Origin of the sequence: Mesorhizobium sp. AA22 (genome assembly GCF_001672375.2) — a bacterium.
GTDB classification, from domain to species: Bacteria; Pseudomonadota; Alphaproteobacteria; order Rhizobiales; family Rhizobiaceae; genus Mesorhizobium; species Mesorhizobium wenxiniae.
The window spans coordinates 2,556,255-2,575,768 of the sequence record NZ_CP048406.1 but is presented as its reverse complement, the minus strand read 5'-3'; the positions used below and the strand labels follow the sequence as shown (position 1 = coordinate 2,575,768).

Below are 19,514 nucleotides of genomic sequence, written 5' to 3'. Positions count from 1 at the left end.
CCGCAAAAGGCGGTTGCCTTCCAAACGCGCTGCCTCGGCCTCTCCCTCGAATGAGGGGCGATGAAACGCCTCGCCAAAAGGTCCAGACATGATCAGACGGCTGAAATCGTCCAAGGCTGCTACGGGATTTGCGCAGGACGCGACGCTGACCGCGACCGTGGAGGCGCTACTGGCGGATGTCGCGGTACGCGGCGATGCGGCGGTGCGGGAACTGTCGTCGAAATTCGATGGGCTCGACAGGCCATCTTACCGGCTGACCGACGTCGAGATCCGAGCGTGTGTCGACAGCCTTACGATCCAGGAGCGTGACGACATCGGCTTCGCGCAGGACCAGGTGCGCAACTTCGCGCAGGCGCAGCGCGATTCCTTGCTCGACATCGAGCTCGAAACGCTGCCCGGGGTGATCCTCGGGCATCGACACATCCCGATCGAAAATGTCGGGTGTTACGTGCCTGGTGGGCAATACCCGCTGCTGGCCTCCGCGCACATGTCGGTTTTGACGGCGAAAGTCGCCGGTTGCGACCGCGTCATCACCTGTGCGCCGCCCTTCAAGGGTCGCCCGGCGCCGCTGATCGTCGCCGCCCAGCATCTTGCTGGCGCCGACGAGATCTACTGCATGGGCGGTGTCCAGGCGATCGCAGCGATGGCCTATGGCACCGAGACGATAAAGCCCGTCGACATGCTGGCCGGACCGGGCAACGCCTTTGTCGCGGAGGCCAAGCGACTGCTGTTTGGCCAGGTCGGCATCGATCTCTTCGCCGGACCGACCGAGACACTGGTGATCGCCGACGACACGGCCGACGGCGAGCTGTGCGCCACCGACCTGCTCGGGCAGGCCGAGCACGGCGTGAATTCACCGGCAGTGCTTCTGACCAATTCCGAAAAGCTCGCACGCGACACGATGCGCGAGATAGAGCGGCTGCTGGTTATTCTGCCGACCGCAGCCATAGCCGGCAAGGCTTGGGAAGATTGCGGCGAGGTGATTGTCTGCGACACGTTGGACGAGATGGTCGAGGAGGCCGACCGCATCGCTTCCGAGCATGTCCAGGTGATGACCGCCGATCCTGACTATTTTCTCGCCAACATGACCAATTACGGCGCGCTGTTCCTCGGCCATCGCACGACCGTGGCTTACGGTGACAAGGTGATTGGGACCAACCACACTCTGCCGACCAAGACCGCGGCGCGCTACACCGGCGGCCTCTGGGTCGGCAAGTTCCTCAAGACCTGCACGTATCAGAAGATCCTGACTGACGAGGCGTCGGCGATGATTGGCGAGCGCTGCTCAAGGCTTTGCATCATGGAAGGCTTTGCCGGCCATGCCGAGCAGGCCAATGTCCGCGTGCGCCGCTTCGCGCGCAAGAATGTTGGCTACGGGCAGGCGGTCGAGGCGGCGTGACCGACTTGTGGGCAGGAACCACGGGGCAAGTGCAGTGACAGAGCTTTCCGCCGACATCGTCATCATTGGTTCAGGCATCGGCGGCGCGACGGCTGCGTCCGTGCTTGCCGATACTGGCGCCAAGATCCTCGTCCTCGAACGCGGCGAGCAGCTGCAGGACACGCCCGAGACGCGAGACGAGCGCGCGATATTCCAACGCGGACATTTCCGCACCAAGGAATCCTGGCTCGACGGCACACGGACGCCGTTCAGCCCCGGCAATTTCTACAATGTCGGCGGTAACTCGAAATTCTACGGCGCCATCATGTTTCGCTATCGCGCCGAGGATTTCGTCCCGCAGCGGCACATGGAAGGTAGCACGCCCGGTTGGCCTTTTGACTACCACGAGATCGAACCATGGTACGGCAAGGCAGAGCGCCTGTTCCGTGTGCGTGGTCAAATCGGCGAGGACCCGACGGAGCCGCCGCATTCAACGGGCTACGATTTTCAGGCCATTCCGGACGAGCCCTCGATCGGCAAGGCCCGGCAGCGGCTGAAGAAGGTCGGCATCCACACCAGTTCGCTGCCGGTCGCAATCGATCATGGCGCGTGGCTGAAGCGCGCACCGACCCCTTGGGATGCCTTTCCGGACACCTTTACCGGGAAGATCGACGCGGAGACTGGTCCGCTCGCAGCAGCACTCGCGCATGGCAATGTCGAGCTCTTGACCGGCGCGGAGGTGCTGCGCCTCGACACGGATGCCTCGGGCAAGACGATCACGCAAGCAATGATCCGTCACAAGGGGCAGGACGTGGTGGTGCGCGCGAAGCGTTTCATCCTGGCGGCAGGCGCGGTCAATTCCGCAGCGCTCCTGCTACGCTCGGCGAACGGGCGGCATCCGAATGGTCTCGCCAACGGCTCCGACCAAGTCGGCCGTAACTTTATGAATCACAACTGCACCGCGATGATCACGCTCGATCCTCGCCTGCGCAACACTGCGGTCCATTCCAAAACCTTCGGCTTCAACGACTTCTATCTGCACGATTCCAAGACCAGCTTTCCGCTCGGCAATGTGCAACTGCTCGGAAAAATATCGGGACCGATTTTCAAGGCCAATATGCCGAGCGTCCCGGAATTCGTCACTGGGCTGATCGCCCGCTATTCCTTCGACTGGTACGTTATGAGCGAGGACCTGCCAAGCCCCGAAAGTCGGGTGATGGTGGACGGTTCGTCGATCATCCTAGACTGGCGGCGCTCGAACATGCTCTGCCACAAGACGCTTGTCGAGCGCGCGCGCGGCGTTTTCAAGGCGGCCGGCTTTCCGATCGTGCTGTCGCGCGCTTTCGATCGTCGTACGCCATCACATCAGTGCGGCACAGCCAAGATGGGCACTGATGGCGCGACCTCGGTCGTCGATACGTATTGCCGATCGCATGACGTCGAGAACCTCTACATTATGGACGCAAGCGTGCTGCCAACCTCGGCAGCGGTGAATCCGTCGCTTACGATCGCCGCCGTGACACTGCGCGCGGCATCGAAGTTGCGCGCTGACCTTACTCATTGACTTAACTGACAGGAACCCGGATGCCCAAGAATGTGAAAGTGGCCGTGCTAGGTGCCTGCGGGCTAGATTGATGCCATGGCAGGTCGCAATGTAAAGAACGTCCGACCGGCGACGCTGGCCGACGCCGTCGTGCGCCGACAAGCTCCCGAAGTTCCTGCCGGTCTCGGCTGGGGCCTGATCGGCGCCAGCACGATCGCTCGCGAATACATGGTCGATGCGATCCGACGCACCGGCGGCCGGCCGCTCAGCGTGATAAGCCACAACGCTGACCACGCAACCGCGTTCGCGCGCGATCTTGATATCCCCAGTTCCTGCTCCAACCTAGATGCACTGCTTGCAGACGAACGGATCGGCGCGGTCTATGTGAGTTCGACCAACACGCACCACCACCATCAAGTTGTGGCGGCGGCCGCTGCGGGCAAGCACGTGCTTTGCGACAAGCCTTTGGCGACCCGGTCGGCAGATGCCTGGAAGATGGTGCGCGCATGCGAAGAGGCCGGCGTGGTTCTCGCCGTCAACCATCATCTGCGCTCGTCGCCGTTTCACCAGACAATGCAGCGGATGATCGCCGCCGGCGAGATCGGCACGGTACACTCGCTGATGATTGTCCACGCCGGCTTTTTGCGACCAGTACTGCAGTCGTGGCGGATCAAGGATGCGTCGGAAGGCGGAATTTATCTCGACCTCAGTGTACACGACATCGACCTGGCGAGCTTTCTGTTGGATCAGACACCGCAGACAGCGATCGCCTTGGGCGCCGGTGTAGCGCTGGGCTCGGATATCATCCACGACCATACGATGTACGCGCTGACAATGAGTGGTGGCGCATTTGTGCAGGTGCATGAGAGCTTCGTCACGCCCGAGGTGGAAAGCCAGGTCGTGGCGCTTGGTTCTGAGGGCTCGCTGACCGCGACCGGCACGCTTGCGCAGCGCACAACGGGCACGCTGACCCGACGCATAAACGGCCGCAACGAACTGATCCCGCTGCGCGCAAACGACATCTATGCCGATACGGTCGAACAGTTCCTGGTAGCGGTCGCGGGAAAAGGCAACCCCCGCGCCACCGGTCGCGATGGGCTGGCCTCGCTGGCTGGCGCGCAAGCCGTGGCAAAGGCCGCAGCAACGGGCAAGGTTGTTCCCATTAAGCGCTATGAATAGCCCCATCCGCTCTTCGGGTGCGGTCATGAGGCGACTTAGTCTTCACCAAGCTAGCGTAGTCCGCGCGCCGATCTTATCGCCTTCCTAGCCCAGAGCCCCGCAAACAGGATTTTAATGACCTCTGCCGAATTGCACGCGCCGTCCCGCATGGCGTCTTTCATGTTTTTTCTTGCCGGTGGCACCGGGATAGGCGCTTGGGCGGCGAGCCTGCCGTCAATCAGTACGCAACAACAGATCGACAAGGGTATGCTTGGCCTTGTGCTGCTGTGTTTTGCGGTTGGCGCGATCCTGACCATGATCAATGTCGGCCGACTGGTGCCGCGCTTTGGCACACGGGTACTTTGTCTTGTGGCCTGCACTGGCTTCGGGCTGGCCCTCATCGCCGCACCACAAGCGCCGAGCGTGATCACCCTGTCGCTGGTCGTTACTTTCGCCGGAGCTCTGTTCGGCACGCTTGACGTAGCCATGAATACGGAAGCCGCCTTTCTCGAGAGGCGGACCGGGAGGCATATCATGTCGTCATTCCATGCCCTGTTCAGCGTCGGCAACCTCGTCGGCGCCGGCGTCTGCGGACAAATCCTCTATTCGGGCGGCAACGTCCAGACTTGCCTCGCCGCCACGGGGGTAGGCGTGATCCTCTTCGGCGTTGCTGGCTGGTGGCTAAGCGAACCGCATGCGCCACAGCCCGGTGAGCAGAACAATGGCGCAACGAGGCTCGATCCGGAGCAGCGCAGACGACTGCTGCTCGTCGGCGCCCTCGCCTTTCTCGCGCTGTTTTCGGAAGGGGCGCTAATGGACTGGTCAGCCGTCTATCTCGTGAGCACCGCAGGGGCCACGGTGAGCACAGGCGCTTTCGGCTTCGCGGTTTTCGCCGGCATGATGGCAGCAGGCCGGGTGGGCGGCGATGCGATGGCTAACGCCCTCGGGCCAGTGCGCATGCTGCAGTTCGGAGCTGCAGCTAGCGCCGTCGCGCTGATCATGATCCTCGGCATCTCAACGGTTCCGGCGATTTTCTTGGCGCTGGTGCTGTGCGGCTTCGGCATCGCGAATGTGGTGCCGGCGCTATTCGCTGCTGCGGGCCGGATCGGCGGCCAGGCTGCAGGCTCGGCAATGTCGCTTGTCGCGACGCTCGGCTATGCCGGTCTGCTTGTCGGTCCGGCTTTCATCGGCATGCTGGCTCAGGCGACCTCGCTGCGCGCCAGTCTCTGGGTGGTTTTCATCGCCCTCGTCCTTATTGTGCTGGGTGCTGGCGCTACGCGGCCACAAAAGTCCAAAGAGCCGGAACACGCGCTACCTTCAAGAAGGTGAAATAGCCCCGATCACTGTGCCGGAACCGCCGAACAGGCTTGTGCCGAAGCTGGATCCGGATCTGCTGGCGCGCCGCTCACGCATCCTCGATGAAATCTGCGACAGCAAGCACAGGGGCAAGAAGCGCGGATCGCTGCCGTTTGCACTGATGGACCGCAGACACGTCCTTGAGATCCGCGACGAGCTGCGGTCGACGCCGGGCGCGCAGAACGACTTCGTCAAGGTGATTTCGGCGATGTATGGCTGGGCCGTCGAAAACGAAGTCGCCAAGGTCATCCGGCGCTGCGGATCAGGCGGCTGAACTCCGGCGACGGCTTCCACACATGGACCCAAGACGAAATCGGGATATTCGAGGAGCGGCACCCGATCGGCAGCAAGGGACGCCTCGCCCTGCATCTCGCGATGTACATGGGTTTGCGTCTGTCGGACCTCGCCATCGTCGGCCGGCAGCATGTCAAGGATGGATGGCTGAGCATTCGGCCAAAGAAGACCGAAAAGAAGACCGGCGTTGTCGTCGAGCTTCCGATCTTGGCACCGCTCGCAGAGGTGATCGAGCATAGCCCCACCGGCGACATGACTTATCTGGTTTCGGAGTGGGGCACGCCCTTCACGTTAACAGCCTTGGGAACAAGATGCGTGAGTGGTGCGACAGGCCGGTTTGCCCGAATGCAGCTTTCATGGACTGCGGAAGGCCGGTGCGGTGACAGCCGCTGAGAACGGCGCCACAGACGAAGAGCTGATGGCGATTTGCGGTTGGGTCACCAAGTCTCAGACCACACTCTACACCCGCCAGGCGAACCGCAAACAGCTTTCGAGGAGCGCAGCGCACAAGCTCATTTCAAAACGAAAAAAGAACGGAATTGTCCCACCGGCCGAGGTGGTTGAAGAAAGTGGGACAAAACCGCCGAAAAACCGAATAAAATCAGCGCCTGAAAAACAGGACGGTGCCCCTAGCCGGGGAGCAAAAATTGAACTTTTTCAACGCTCAATTTCGAAAGTGGGACAGAATAGGCCTTTCAAGATCCTTATCTTTCTCGTCGAGATTGTCTCACCGAAGCCTAGCTAGGACAGGACTTCTTCGATGCCTGACCGGGACCAATCGATAGCGATCGACCGGCTAACTTGCACGGCAAAGGGGTCGCAAGTTCAAACCGTGCCGCTGTAGACGTCACAGCATCGGAATGGCTTGGGACCGGCAGCTTTTAAGATCGCAGCCCGCAAAAGCAGAACTATGTTTGTGTTTGAAGCAGTGTATGGTTCGAACTCGTCATCCGATATTTCACAGGGGCGCCATTTCCACAACACGGGGATCTCAGGCACTCAGGCACAAATTTGCGAAACGAAAAAGCCGCGAAGATCCGCCATTGCACGGCCTCGTCGTTTGATTTGCGCCTGCGTTGTGCCCGCCAAGCAAAAGACTGTTGGCGGAGGAGAACTATGCCTGACAGCACTAACCGGCTAATTAATTACAATGGCAAACGCCAATTGGAATGCCGTCCTCTCGATCCACCCTGCGACTGGATCGTCGAGCAGCGTCTTGACAACCGCCATATCCCCTGACGTCGCTATTCGTCAGGCTCTTCCTGCGGGAACGCGTCAACATAGCCGAAATCGACCGTGAACGACCGATGAGCGACGGAAACCTCGTGAAACTCGATGCCATCGTCGACGTCGCGATCGGCGACGACCGTTAAATACATCGTCACCTCTCTGGTCCTATCCGCCCATGCGCAGCCCATTCCGACATGCTCCCGGTCGACGCTGTCCCAGATGCTGAAGCTAAAACTGGCCTCGAACTTGGCTTTGATATCGACCTCGATCGAGAAGGTCACCTTCTCCTCGTCCGCGGCCAGGACGATCGGATCCGTGAGCGTGTCCATCAGGATCTCGACGAGCTGGGCATCCATCGGTTCGGCCTCATACTCGACAGCGCAGTCGGCCTCGACCTCGTAATCGACATAGCTGAGCCGGTCGATGATGGCACTGCGAACCTCATGCTCGAAGTCCTCTTGCTCTCCCGCCTTCCAGAGCTCGACGATCTTGTCGGCGAGATCCGCATCTTTGTAGGCTTCACTGTAAGTCCCGAGCGCTTCATTGAGTGGAAACACCGCGACCAGATGATCTGATTTCTCGCAGAAATCCTTCCAGGCATTGTCCTGGGCGATGCACATGACCAGCTTCTTCCGCTGCTTTGCATAGGCCTCCAGGCACAGTAGTGCGGCTGCGTCGGGAAATTCCTTTTTGCGGGGTTGGTTCTTCGCGAAGGGCGTCTCGACTGCGAAATACCGGCGGAACAGTTCCGTCAGCCCGTCCGGCGTATCGGCGACCTTGATCACCTCCGCCCCCACGGTCGCGACGAAATCATCGAACTCGGACTTTGCGAATTCCGCCGGATCCTTGTCCAGAAACAGGGTCGCTTGTTCACCGCCGGCGCTTTGGCGATGCCATTTGAGATTGTGGTTACGCAGTGCGGTCTTCAGAGCCCGCTGCGTGTCCGCCGCCTCGACCTCGAGGTGAGACATCATCTCGCTCGCAATCACGTCGGTTATCAGGATCGGTGTTTTCCTGGTCTTGATCTGCGCGATCGACCGGAAATCCGTGCGCCTGAAATCTTTTTGTTTGCTGTCGAAGACGGTTGTGTCAATCGTTACTGCCGCAATCCGACCCTCACCGATCGCAACAATCAATTCCTCGCGAGACATTGTTGGCATCTAGAGTTCTGCTTTCTTTCCTCTACGAGGGAATCCGCCTATCGCACCATCACTGCGCCGCTCATGGTCTGGAGCCTCGATTCCCGCCTTGGCATCATCCACGGAAAGATGAAGATGCCAATGCCATGCGCCATTCGCGGTCAAGAAATCAGCGCATCGAGCGCAACGGTGGATGCCAACGACTCCTATGGCGCGGAAGGCAACGAGACCTCGTTGCCCAGACGATGTCTTGTCTACTTTCAAACAGAGGCAACGACTTCCTCTATGACCGACTGTGGGGCGCGAAGTGACCGTTCCGAGTGTCCGGCGTCAAAATCCGTTTCCAGGCGAAGGCAAAGCTCGTCTGAACGACCGAAATGACGGCGCATTGCTGCGTGTGGCTCGTTTGACTCAAGGGTTATCCGATAGACACCCACCGGTTATTTAGTGCGCCGTTTCAAGTCATCCCTCGTCACGCGGACTTCGGCCTCTACATCGTCGCCTTGATAGATGTAACTGGTTTCATGACGTGCATATTGGCCTTCTCGATCGGCACTTAGCCAGTTGAATGACCCTACGCAGAGAAGGTCATCCTCGACGGCGACAATCTTGCTGTGAAGCTTCTCAAGACGGTGCAGCGTGACGCCAATCTGTCTCAGCGCCCCGTCAGCTTCGTCTATCTGCTTGGCGCCACCAGGCGTCAGGTCGGCGTTCAACAAGGGGTCGGCGTAGATGTCGATCTTGGCACCCCGGGCGGCGGCTAACTCCAAGGCCTTCAAAATGCCTGTACGCTCCATCGTTCGCAGCTTGATCCAAGGGCTTACGATCAGATAGCGGCGCGCGTCGGCAGACAACACATCCAACAGGAACGCGTCATGTTGTGCAGCGTCACGCAGACTTTGCAACTGTCTTTGGCTCCCGTGTAGATCGGCGCGCGGCACCGGATCGAAATTGAGCTCTCGACCAGGTTTATCAAGGAAGGCCGACAAGAATGCACGAGGCGAACCAGGTACCGCGCTCGCCAGCACATCCATGTCTCCGAATACTAGAAAACTGTCTTTGGCGCGTGACACGGTTACGTTCAGCATGCTGGGAGAAGCGTCGATGAAACCACCATCGGCATGTTTGGAATAGACAGGAGAAAAAATTACCACCAGGCGCTCGGCACCTTGAAGTGCGTGGACGGTGCCGATTGTTATACCCAAGCGCCCCGAGACTAGGATCTTTTGTGCGGAGCAAGCCCGCTGTAACTCGCGGACCTGAGCTCCAAATGGTGTAACAATGCCGACGATTTCCTCTATTGGGCGATTGTACCGCGCCTCCAAAGAGAGACGGTTTTGAGAGATCCAATTCGCGATGGTGTGAGCTTCGGTGGGGTTTGAGCGGCTACTGCTCGCACGAACCGCCTTTCCGTTGACGTGAACGTATCCCATGGCAGGCAAGAGCGCATCGCTTGGCACGGGCCCGCGACGGGGGCGAAGCTTGCCCTGGTAGCAAAGGGCATTGCTGTACTCAATGATCTCATCATAGCAACGGCGGTGTTCAAACAGCCAAAGGCCCGGACCTAGGTCTGGCCAAGGCGAAATGCGACAGGCTTGTTGGGCGAGCCCCATAGCGCTGCCTGATGTGCTGCAAAGGCCCGTGGCACTGATGCTTTGGATGTCTGCATCCGAACGGAGCAAACCAGCCTCGCGTAGATTCCCAACGTCGACGGGGCGAGGTATGGCGGAGATCGGCTCTATCTGCCTCAAATCGCCGATGACCAGGGCGCGCTTGGCCAAAGCGAAGGCAGCGCCCGCGACCTCGGGCAAGGCCTGGCCCGCCTCATCGATGATAAGTAGGTCGATAAAATCGTAAAGGAACTCATTGGACCATTCGCTTCCGTCTCGGCGGCTGTAAGAAAGCTTCGGAGGGAGGCTGGCGAAAGTTGAAACTGCGCAAGGGGTCAGCATCATGCGCCGATGCCAGCGAAGGACCAAAGCGGATCGGCCTCTTTTCGCGGCAGAGCCGACGATCGCTGCCAAGTCGGCTTCCATCGCTATCAACCAGCGGCCTTCCCAATAATGGGTGGCAAGTCGGAAAAGCTCGAAACGTTGGTTGACGTCAATACGATCCTCCAAGCCCTCCTCCAGCCCATCCCCTCCGTGGAGCGATATCAACGCCTGTTTTCGAGCGGATTGGGCGGCGCTGATCTCCGCCAGCACCTTCCTGATGCGAGTCAAAGCTTTATTTGCCGAGGCATGTTCGCCCTCGGCCTTTCGGAGCGTCTGACCTAGGAGTTGGTCAATCTCAGAGACACGCCTCAGCCCCTCAAACCCGGAAAGACCTCCCAGCGTCAAGCGCGCCCTGAGAACTCGCTTTCGTTCAATGCCCGGGAGAAAGCTGAACAGCGCCAGGAGGCTGGATTCCTGGGCTTGTTGGCGGGCGAACGCAGCGCGGTGGCGTTGCATGCTTTCGACCACAAGGACCCAGTCGCTGACACTTGCCTGTGCACGCGCTTCTGCTACCGCCGGGTCGGCTCCAAGTAGCTGCGCTTTGTCCATCGCCAAAGATTGATGTTCGAGGCTGCGGTCAGCCTCCTCAAGTTTTGCCACCTGATGGGCAATAGCTCGCTGAATGGCAGCGACATAGTCGGCGACCTCTCCCTGAACGTCAGGGAAAGCCGCTCTGGCAGAAACTAGCCACGCATCTTTCCCTGCCTGAAAGCCATCGATGGTTTCAATCCGAGTTTGGAAGTCCTCGGTTTGATATTTCTCTGCCGCCTCCTGCCGTCGAGAATTTGCAGGCAAGAATATACCAAAGCTGCCGACTTCGGGCAGCCAACGCCCCGCGATCGGCCCGTCGCCAGAGGCGAAATCCTTACCAAAAGCGTCGATGATGTTCGTGACTGCTTGATTGTTGGACGACGTAGCCACTATCACAGGTGGATCACCGCCATTCAATGCTGCACGAACCCAAAGTCCGGCCACCGCCGAAAGAAGGAGGGTCGTCTTACCCGTCCCCGGCGGACCGTTGACGGCGACTACATCGCCTGGCACTGCAGCGTCCAGCCAGGCGAGAACCTGTCGCTGCTGCTCAGCCAATGGGAAATGGGGATTGGAATGACCCAGACGACGGGCAAGTGCTTTCTCTATCTTGCGGTCAGCGAGCGAAGCCTTCGCTGGTGAGACAATCTTGGCGAGGAGCGGCGCGCCCGGACGATCGGCTAGGATTTTGTCGTATAGGTGCAAGATATTACGCACTGTCGCCGAAGCGTCCTCGGCTAGCTCCAGCAAGCCAAAACCGGCTGCGCGGTAATATTGATCTCCTTCTGGCCAGCCCTTGGCCACGGCGTCCACCATTTTGCGACAATGCGCCAAATAGGCCGCCCAATCCGAAGTATCGCCCGCTTGCAGCGGCTCCGCAGTCAGGAAGCTATCTAAGGCATCTACAGCACCGATAGTGAACTCGTCAGAAGGTAGCGGCGTCAGCACGTCACGCGCAATCGCGTTGCGTCGCGGCGAGATCTTGCCCTCGCGGTCAAGCAGTGCCTCGGTAACCACAGGCGCGACCAATTCGGGAAGGCCGTCGATGCTCACCGCACCATGTGACACGCGCCTTGCCACTACTAGCGGCCAAAAGCGGACCCCAACAGTCTTAGCTTTTGCTTCCCCCTTGAATAGTCGATTGACCGACTCCCGAGGCAGCAGGCCATTCCTGAGGGTCTCCGGAGAGAGTTCGATAAACCGTTGGCGATCCCGTTGGCGGAACTTGCCCTCTCCCAGGGCTCCGTCAGCCAAAGAAGTGCGCCAATAACGCAGTACGGCATCGACGCTTCTATTCACAAATGTGGCCCTTGGTAGCGAGTGATGATTGAAATTGATCGGTCCCCGACACCCGATCGTGTATCCAGATACGGTCAAGCTGTACATGCACTTTCCGAGCGTCTGCACGGCCTTCTCGCGACCAGATCGTGGAGGACTTCGCATGCATTCTGACCTACAATGTTTCAGAACCTTCCGAGTGATTGCGCTTCGCCTTTTGGCACGATGAGGGCGACGCCAGACAATCCGTGTCGGAGTTGAGGATCGCTAAGCTAGCGTTGAGCTCTGAGTAAATTCAGCAACCGGTACTGGCCGCACCCGAAGGTTTGAGCCCACTCCAGGCGCTCCGCGTTGTCCAACACTTTTTCCATGGAGCCTTCCGTCGGCCCCGGCGTCTGCAATCGGTCATGGTGGAGGCGCGCAACCGGAGGATCTCGGATAGTCTCGGGGATAAATGCTCGCGTCCGTGGTCCGTAGCAAACGGATTAGCCGTCGCTAAGCAAGGGGCGGACCGTCAGCTACTAGGAAAGCACCGGCGGTTTTAAATGTCCGAGAGTGGGCGCAAAGCTGCCGGTCAGATCCATGCCCGCCGCCTGTCAGATTGCGTCCGCGCTGGCGTGAGGCTCAGGGGCGCGGCGGCATAGACAGCGGAGGCTAACGGCGGCAAGCCCTTGCGGAGACGACCCTTTTAGCGTTCAGTGCCGGCGGGGGAACAAACATGCATAAGCGCTATGCTTTCGTGGTACTGGCTGTTGCTGGATGTCAGTCCACACCGGCTTATGTGGTCTTCAAGCCTGGGGTTGATCTCAACTCAACCCAGACCGCGACCGATCAATGCAAAATCAACTCGTTCAGAGAGATCCCGCAGTCGCTGGCGACCGACGTTAACCCCGGCTACAACAATCCCGGCACGATCCAATGCAACACGTATGGCACTATGACGACCTGCAACCGAGTCGGAGCCATAAACATCCCCGCTTCGAGCACGACCTATGATGTGAATTCCGAACTGCGAGACCGCTACATTGTTCGCTGCCTGGAGGGCAAAGGATTCGGCGTGAAGCTTGCCAGGGCATGCGCCTCCAAATCCGAGGTAACGAAAGCTCTTGCGGATCGGGCGGCAGGTCAGTTCCCAACGTGCGCTGTTAGATAGGACGCTGGCGTACGTCCAAATCGTCAAGCGCGCCCTTGCGGAGGCGAAGCCTGCAACTGCTTTTTGCGATGCTCAATGAGCTTTGGTGTATCCCTTATGATCTCTATCACGCGCTCGACCGGGACGACTACGGCTATGCCAGAACTCATCAACTCAAGGAAATGATCGCGCCGATCGGCCTCGTCCGTTCGCGCTCTGTCGCTCGAAGGTTGAACTTGAAATAAGCCAATGTTCACACCCAGAAGCCGCTCTATGTCGTCTTGTGAGTCGATAACAAACATGCCTTTTCTCACTCTCGGTCCGGCGCTAAGAAAGACGGGCGAGCCACTCAATCCGCCAATGGAGCGACTTTCGATCAAGTATACTTCCTGTTGGCCTAGATCACCCAAATCAACGGGCTCGTCGGGCATAGCCGCGATGTTGCCGTTGCGGACGATCGAAATGTTCCTTGAAATACCGAAGTGTCGGGTCAATAGCCCAGCAGTAAAGACCGCGTCTCCCAGCCCCATATCGTACTCTTCGATAAACTCTGCCGACACGGCGTTTTTGGTTAGATCTACGCCCTTGAAATCAAATGTCTCAGGAGACGCAACGAACGGAATTACTGCGATGTCACATAGGGGATTTGTTGCGTGCAGTATCCATTCATCGACCGCTGCAATCCTGCCAAGCGCAGTGTTGCCGTCTCTGCCATCGATCCGAACTATCAGATCACGCTTAGAACTCTTAATATCCTTTAGGACGTGGTGCGCGGTCACAAGATAGATGTGGTAGCCACCAGGAATTTGAGTCGGCCAGAGCGCGACAAAGCCAGTCCCATATGGAACAAACGATTCTTTGTCGTCCACAATGCCAAGGAAAACCACTGCCTTGCGAATCGCGTCGTTGATGCGCATTCTCTCAAACCAATCAAGAGCTACTAAAGATGCTTACTGATGCATGTAGCCTTTGGACGCAAGGATTTCGCCCTCTAGCGCGAACCGAAAGTTGGCTTCCAGTCGCGATTGCGAGCCCGCTGCTGGCCTTCGTAGTCAGGAATGCATGTGAAAAACACCTGCCGTCGGTCACGGCCGGCAGCCTTGCAATTTGAGCAAGCAAAGAGCCCGACCAGGTCGTCATGCATCGAGCCGTGGTCACAGCCGAGCCTGTCAATCAGCCCCTGGATGTCGAGCTTCGTCGATTTGCAGCACATCGGGTGTCCGCAATTGACATAGATGGTTTCGCGGGCGGCCAGGGTGTCGGCGAGGGTCTTTTGGGGCATGGCGATCTCCGTTGAAGGGCTCGCCGCAACGGGGAGGAATATAATCCTGAATGCTGATCTCTTGTCACTGGTCTTTGCGCAGTTCCGGCGTGTCCCCTATGAACACCGTCCCACTTCGGCCCTCGGGCCATTTCTCTACCATCTGAAAGGATGATCCGACCGTCGGATCACCTCTCTCAGCCGTTTTTTTCCCGGCAAAAATTTTCCACATGGCGCCCGCGCCGGCCCGCCGGCACGCGGACTCGGCATACCGCCCTCTGATGCTAAACTACGGTCTAGGGTGGAATGTTGGCATCGTTCTCGTCAATCGGAACGAGCAGGTAGCTTCATTTGGAGCCTTCGCCGAGGGAAGGGATTTCGGCTCCTTTCGCCGGTAACGGCCGCGGCCAGAATTCTGACCGCGAAATCCCAGCCAAAAGAAACGAGGTAAGTTGTCGGGAGCCGAGAGCGTATTCAACGCTATCCGTCGCGAGTCTGCTGAACGACGGCTTTTGTCGTTTGTTGCTCCGATCTTTTGCGGACCCGGATTTCGATCCGCCGCCTGGCCTTCACGTCTCCTGACTGCGCACCGTCCGTAAGCTGGTCTCCGGGCAGGATCAGCTGGCCGCCCGACATTGGCAGGATGGTCAGGCCCTTGAGTTCGGGCATGCCTCCGAGCAGTTCGGCGACCGAAATGGCGCGTGCGAGGCCGAGGCCTGCGTTGTCGGCGGGATGCAGGGAGCCGATGGGTTTCTGGCCGTCCAGAACGGGTTTTAATCCCCTGTCCAAGTTCGATGCGTATCCCGACATGGCCTGCTCGTCGGTATGTCCGATCACCTCGATGATGTCGACGCCGTATTCCTTCGCCCTCCCTGCGATCTCCGAGGCCTTTTGGCGTAGCTTGATCTTGAACGTGTCCGACAACTCCGCGCTGCCGACCTTGAAGTTGTAGCCCTCCAGCTCACTCATGCTGATGATGGGCGGCCATTTGTGCGGCGTTGAATTCCCTTCTTCGGCGGCCTTGTCCAGGGCAGCAGCGAGATCGGCCGCAGGATCGGCCTTCTCAGTGAAGCCCCTGTCGCGCAGCACCGCCATGGAAGACGCCATTTTCTCAGTCTGTTCGGCCGTTATCCCCTGCTCGGCCAGCTTTTTGACGGCGGGGGCAAGCTCCCTTGCGGTTCTCTCGTCCACCGCGTGTTCCTTGATGACCTTGGTCACGGGGGCGTGCTTGATGGCTTCTTCGACTGTCAGGCCCGTTTCCTCGATCCTTTCGACATCTTGTTTCGCCTTGACCAGTTCGCGCCATTGCTCGTCCGGTATCCTACGGCCAGTCGCCGATTCCATCATCTTGGAAACCTGTGAGAGAAGTGCTTCGTTTTCCTTCTTGGCCTTGTCGGCCTGGGCTTCGGCAATCCCGGCTTTCTTCGTCGCCTCAATGGCCCAGCTCTCGGCCGCCGCGGCCTCCTTTTCCTTTTTTGCGATGATCGCCCCTGCCGCAAGCAGGAGGCAGAAGACCAGCAGCAGCATCGTCTCGGCCATGGTGAGGCCAAGGATCAGGCCGCGGCCGTAACCTTTGCGTTCGTGATTGACGGACGTGTCGCCCGGCGTGCTCATCGGCTAAACCACCCCTTGATGCGCGAGGCCTCTGCGGGAGCGGGCGGCAACACGCCATCCAGCGGTTGGAAAACCGCGACCGGTTCGGGAGCGGGCCTGGGCAAGGCGACACCAGGCACGATACTTGGACCGGGTGTGGTTGAGGCAAATGCTGCTGCGGTCTGAGTAGCGGGCCGTGTCTCGTAAGTCTTGGGCTGCATGCCCGCCAGAAGTTTGGCGACCAGCTCGTTCGTGTCCTGGCTTTGTTTCTGAACCACCCTTGCGAGCACTTCAATCAGCTGCTGCTGGCTGTTAACTGCTTCGGCAGTTTTTTCCGCGGCAGCTGCCGCCCTTTCCGAATGCTCTCCCACTACATGGAGTGCCTTTGCCGTGGTGTTTGCCACCCCCTGCAAGATGTTGCCGATTTCCGCCATCCGCGACTGTTGCTCGACGGAGGCAGTCTCGGTCTTGACGGCGTACTGGGCGACGGCATTCCCCAACGCCTTCACCATGGGAGCGAGGTCGTTTTTCAGGACCTCTTCGGGCACGACGACGCGTTCGAGCTTGGCCGCTACGACATCCGCTTGCGTCCCCAGCCTGGCAACCGAGGTAGACATCGAGGAATTCGCCTTCTCAAGCAGGTCTCCCCCGGTTTCCACCCTCTTGGCGATGGCGGTGAACTGGCCCTCGATCTGGTCGAAATTGCTCTGCATTGCGCCGCCCAGCTTTCCTGCGGCTTCCTGAATCGGCTTGATGGCTTCCATGGCGAGCTTGTCGAGGATCGTCCTGATATGCTCTCCGTTGCGCTCGGCCTGCTTTGCGATCTCGTCGAAGCCTTCCTCCAGCATCTGGTTGCTTACCCGACGGAAGTCGGAGAACTCCCTGGTGACGTTTTCCATCTCCGCCCGGACCCGCCTTGTCATATCCGCCAGTTCGTGGCGTGCGGACCGTTCGATGTCGGCGGGGTCGCGTCTCATCTGATTGTAGAGAATGCGAAGTGCGATGCCCGCAATAGTTGAGGTAATGGCGATGCCGAAATTCTTGACGACCGCGTCGGTGGAGGCGTCGGAGCCGAACTGGTAGAGCGCCATGCCAAGGCTCGAGAGGGTGTAAAGAAACCCCATGTAATAAAGGTTGTCGCCCGTCTGCTCGTCATGCAGCCGCAGCTTCCCCGTAATCGTGGACAGTGCCAGGTAGGACAGCATCAAGAGGATCGGGACGGACATGGACAGGATGGGGTCGACCCGGAACCATTTCGAGACCGCGATGAAGAAGCATCCGCCGATCGTGAAGACGGCAAAAACCCACATCGGAAAGTAGGGATGGGACAAGAGACCTTGATGTTTCTTCGTCCTCATTGTTCGGCCCCCGCCAGGTTGAGGCCCGCCAGCCTGATCGCATTTACGAAATTGCCGTCCTGCCCCTCGACCCATTGTTTCCAGAACTCGACGTGGGCAAGGGACTCGAATTTCCTGTTGGGCCGCTCGACATAGAGGAGCGACACGTCGACCCCGCCAAGGGGTGTCCGGTATTCCTTCGCGGCAAGACTCCCAAGATATTTTTCGTAGTCGGGCCCTGCCTTGTATTGCGAATAGAGATGCGTGTGTTCAATCATGTCGGAGGCGACGAACAGCCTGTTCGGCCGCCCTTCTCCGATCTCGCCGTCAAAGATCGTCAGCTTCACCTTCTGGATCGCCGCCATGATCGGCGACTGTGCGGCCTCGGTCCCGTTCGCGATCTCATCGGGCAGGTTGGCCAGAGGCTCGTCGAAAGCCTTCTCCCATTTTTTCCGTGCCATTTCTGGGTTACCGGTCCAGTTGTCGACGGACGAACCGTCACCAGGATTGCAGCCGTCAAACATGAGCGGGATTTCGCCCGGTTTTCCGGTCAGGCTGACCACCCTCAGGTAGCCACCCTTCTCTACGCTGCCGACGATGCCTCTGAACTGGTTCTTCAGATCGCTCAAAGTCGTGGGAGAAATCGGATCGGTCGCGTCGAAGATGACGACCGTTGCGCTGGTCGCGCCTGTTGCGGGGCAGTTGGTGCCCTTCACGAGTACTGTGTCGTCCGTCCGTGACCACATCCACACGAAGCCGGCCACCATCCCAAGGGAAAGCAAGCCCAGGGCACTTGCCCCCAGTATCGTGCCGATGTTGGTTTTCTTCTTTTTCCTGCCGTAACGCCTAGCCATCGATCTTGTCCGGATGAAGCTTGTCAAGTTCCTGGTACGCGGCGATGCCCTGTTCGCATTCCTGTCCGATCAGGCGGACCTGTTCGTTGAGCCGCGCCTGCGCATCCCTGATGGAGACAGACAATTCCTTGTCGCCCCATTCGCCGTCGCCCGTGACCTTCGGCTTCACCTTTTCGAGGTGGTATGGGTTCGAGAAATATTTGGGAGGCAGCGTTACCCTCGCCTGGACGTTGGCTTCGCGGTACTTGGAAAGAAGCTGGTTGCACGCGCGTTCGAGATGGTTCTGGTGCTCTGCGAAAAGGGAGAGGAGCTTACCCCTGTGTTCGACGATTGCGCGGTGTTCCCGCTGCAGCAGTCCGAGGCCCTTGATGATCTCCTTGACCTTGTCATTGTGCTCGTCGCGGACGTCCTGAAGCCGCTCGATGAGTTCGCCCTTCCCGTCCTTGTAGTTTTCCCTCGCCGAGTTGCGCCTCTTTTCGACGCCCGCGTACCCGACATACGGGTCGAGCACGAACCACCCGTCGATGAACGCGATGATCGAGAAAAGCATTCCGATCATGAAGAGCAGCCATGATTTGATGTCGGTTAACCCGGCCGGGTTGGCCCACATGTTGCTGACCACGAGGTTTCCCGCCCCGTCCGCGAGCGATCCTGTGACTTCCCTGTAGTGCGCCAATGCCAGGTTGATGGCGAGGGCAAGGACCACGTAGCCGGCAATTGCCGCGGCTCCGATGGCTTTGACGGGAAAGGATTTGTGGGTGACGAGCCGGGCGCAATAGATCGATGCCAGCAGGGCAATGCCGATGTTTACGAAGGAGAATGCCGCCGCCTCGATGATGCCGCCGAAAAAGCCCTGCTCGTTTCCCTTGGCCAGAAAGCTGCCGTTCATCCCGGTTTCGACAAGGAACAGGAACACCAGCAACGACACCCTGAGCAGGTGTGCGCCCCCTTCGGGAATGCGTGCGGCGCGGATCAGGTCGTGCTTGTCCTTGAACCAGGTGTGCTCGCGTTCGGCATCCTTGAGAGCTTTTCTCAGGCCGTGAAGCTCGTCGACGCCGACAGCCACCTCGGCCTTGAAGTCCGAGACGCTGGACGAGTTCGCCAGGTTGATCAGGCCGAACTGGTCCTCGAAGTCGAGGCTGGCAAGACGGCCCGCGAACAGTTGGAGGTCGGATTCGACTGCCTGCTGGGAGGTTTTCTTTACCTCCTCCACCCTCTCGATGACGGTGTACTCGACGTCGTCGTAAGGTTTTGCTGTTTTCGGGGGCTGGTTCAGCGCGCCGCGTCTTTTGCCTTCATTTACAAGGTCGAGGCCCTTTGCCATCTTGTCGACGTTGAGGCTGGGGAATACTTGCGTCCCTGATCTGAAATCATGGTTTGCCTCAAGGACTTTGTCCCTGAGCTTGTTCAGGCTCTCAAATCGTATTGCCAAACGC

Annotated in this window: 15 protein-coding genes; 7 read left to right on the top strand and 8 right to left on the bottom strand. The window is 59.1% G+C overall.

Going from position 1 to position 19,514, the window contains the following annotated elements:
• The first annotated feature begins 88 nt into the window (after positions 1 to 88).
• From hisD to A9K68_RS31305, 6 genes are all read left to right on the top strand, one after another.
• Positions 89 to 1,399, top strand: a complete 1,311-nt coding sequence (hisD, locus tag A9K68_RS12600; protein ID WP_065010842.1) for a histidinol dehydrogenase — start codon at positions 89 to 91, stop codon at positions 1,397 to 1,399.
• A 34-nt stretch (positions 1,400 to 1,433) separates the two neighbouring features.
• On the top strand, positions 1,434 to 2,942 hold the full coding sequence (locus tag A9K68_RS12595; protein ID WP_065010841.1) for a GMC family oxidoreductase: 1,509 nt from the start codon (positions 1,434 to 1,436) through the stop codon (positions 2,940 to 2,942).
• A gap of 75 nt (positions 2,943 to 3,017) precedes the next feature.
• Positions 3,018 to 4,100: a Gfo/Idh/MocA family oxidoreductase gene (locus A9K68_RS12590; protein ID WP_082982622.1), complete on the top strand. Its 1,083-nt coding sequence runs from the start codon at positions 3,018 to 3,020 to the stop codon at positions 4,098 to 4,100.
• A gap of 159 nt (positions 4,101 to 4,259) precedes the next feature.
• Positions 4,260 to 5,408: an MFS transporter gene (locus A9K68_RS12585; RefSeq protein WP_163603016.1), complete on the top strand. Its 1,149-nt coding sequence runs from the start codon at positions 4,260 to 4,262 to the stop codon at positions 5,406 to 5,408.
• 40 nt (positions 5,409 to 5,448) lie between these two features.
• Positions 5,449 to 5,709, top strand: coding sequence for a hypothetical protein (locus A9K68_RS12580; protein ID WP_141246621.1), 261 nt, complete (start codon positions 5,449 to 5,451; stop codon positions 5,707 to 5,709).
• A gap of 339 nt (positions 5,710 to 6,048) precedes the next feature.
• The gene (locus A9K68_RS31305; RefSeq protein WP_203546901.1) at positions 6,049 to 6,474 is read left to right on the top strand and encodes a hypothetical protein; all 426 of its coding nucleotides are present in this window, start codon (positions 6,049 to 6,051) and stop codon (positions 6,472 to 6,474) included.
• A 499-nt stretch (positions 6,475 to 6,973) separates the two neighbouring features.
• Here the strand turns inward: A9K68_RS31305 and A9K68_RS12570 are convergent, their stop codons facing one another.
• Both A9K68_RS12570 and A9K68_RS12565 read right to left on the bottom strand, forming a co-directional pair.
• The gene (locus A9K68_RS12570; protein ID WP_065010837.1) at positions 6,974 to 8,119 is read right to left on the bottom strand and encodes a PIN domain-containing protein; all 1,146 of its coding nucleotides are present in this window, start codon (positions 8,117 to 8,119) and stop codon (positions 6,974 to 6,976) included.
• A 419-nt stretch (positions 8,120 to 8,538) separates the two neighbouring features.
• On the bottom strand, positions 8,539 to 12,009 hold the full coding sequence (locus tag A9K68_RS12565) for an AAA domain-containing protein (protein ID WP_163603015.1): 3,471 nt from the start codon (positions 12,007 to 12,009) through the stop codon (positions 8,539 to 8,541).
• 610 nt (positions 12,010 to 12,619) lie between these two features.
• Between A9K68_RS12565 and A9K68_RS12560 the strand changes: the two genes are divergently transcribed.
• Positions 12,620 to 13,054, top strand: a complete 435-nt coding sequence (locus A9K68_RS12560; RefSeq protein ID WP_065010835.1) for a hypothetical protein — start codon at positions 12,620 to 12,622, stop codon at positions 13,052 to 13,054.
• Positions 13,055 to 13,077: 23 nt separating this feature from the next.
• Here the strand turns inward: A9K68_RS12560 and A9K68_RS12555 are convergent, their stop codons facing one another.
• The 6 genes from A9K68_RS12555 to A9K68_RS12530 all read right to left on the bottom strand — a co-directional run bounded on the left by A9K68_RS12555 (position 13,078) and on the right by A9K68_RS12530 (position 19,510).
• Positions 13,078 to 13,950 (bottom strand): hypothetical protein, encoded by an 873-nt coding sequence (locus tag A9K68_RS12555; RefSeq protein ID WP_065010834.1) that lies wholly within the window; start codon positions 13,948 to 13,950, stop codon positions 13,078 to 13,080.
• Positions 13,951 to 14,024: 74 nt separating this feature from the next.
• The gene (locus A9K68_RS12550) at positions 14,025 to 14,315 is read right to left on the bottom strand and encodes a hypothetical protein (RefSeq protein WP_065010833.1); all 291 of its coding nucleotides are present in this window, start codon (positions 14,313 to 14,315) and stop codon (positions 14,025 to 14,027) included.
• Positions 14,316 to 14,774: 459 nt separating this feature from the next.
• On the bottom strand, positions 14,775 to 15,908 hold the full coding sequence (locus A9K68_RS12545) for an OmpA family protein (protein ID WP_065010832.1): 1,134 nt from the start codon (positions 15,906 to 15,908) through the stop codon (positions 14,775 to 14,777).
• Entirely contained in the window at positions 15,905 to 17,245 is a 1,341-nt protein-coding gene (locus A9K68_RS12540) for a hypothetical protein (protein ID WP_141246623.1), read from the bottom strand. Before A9K68_RS12540 ends, A9K68_RS12545 begins: the two co-directional genes overlap by 4 nt.
• Positions 17,242 to 18,078 carry a hypothetical protein gene (locus A9K68_RS12535; protein WP_065010830.1) on the bottom strand — a complete coding sequence of 279 codons (837 nt, stop codon included), beginning with the start codon at positions 18,076 to 18,078 and terminating at the stop codon, positions 17,242 to 17,244. The genes A9K68_RS12540 and A9K68_RS12535 overlap by 4 nt, the downstream gene beginning before the upstream one ends.
• On the bottom strand, positions 18,071 to 19,510 hold the full coding sequence (locus A9K68_RS12530) for a hypothetical protein (RefSeq protein WP_246811355.1): 1,440 nt from the start codon (positions 19,508 to 19,510) through the stop codon (positions 18,071 to 18,073). The genes A9K68_RS12535 and A9K68_RS12530 overlap by 8 nt, the downstream gene beginning before the upstream one ends.
• Positions 19,511 to 19,514: the final 4 nt, after the last annotated feature.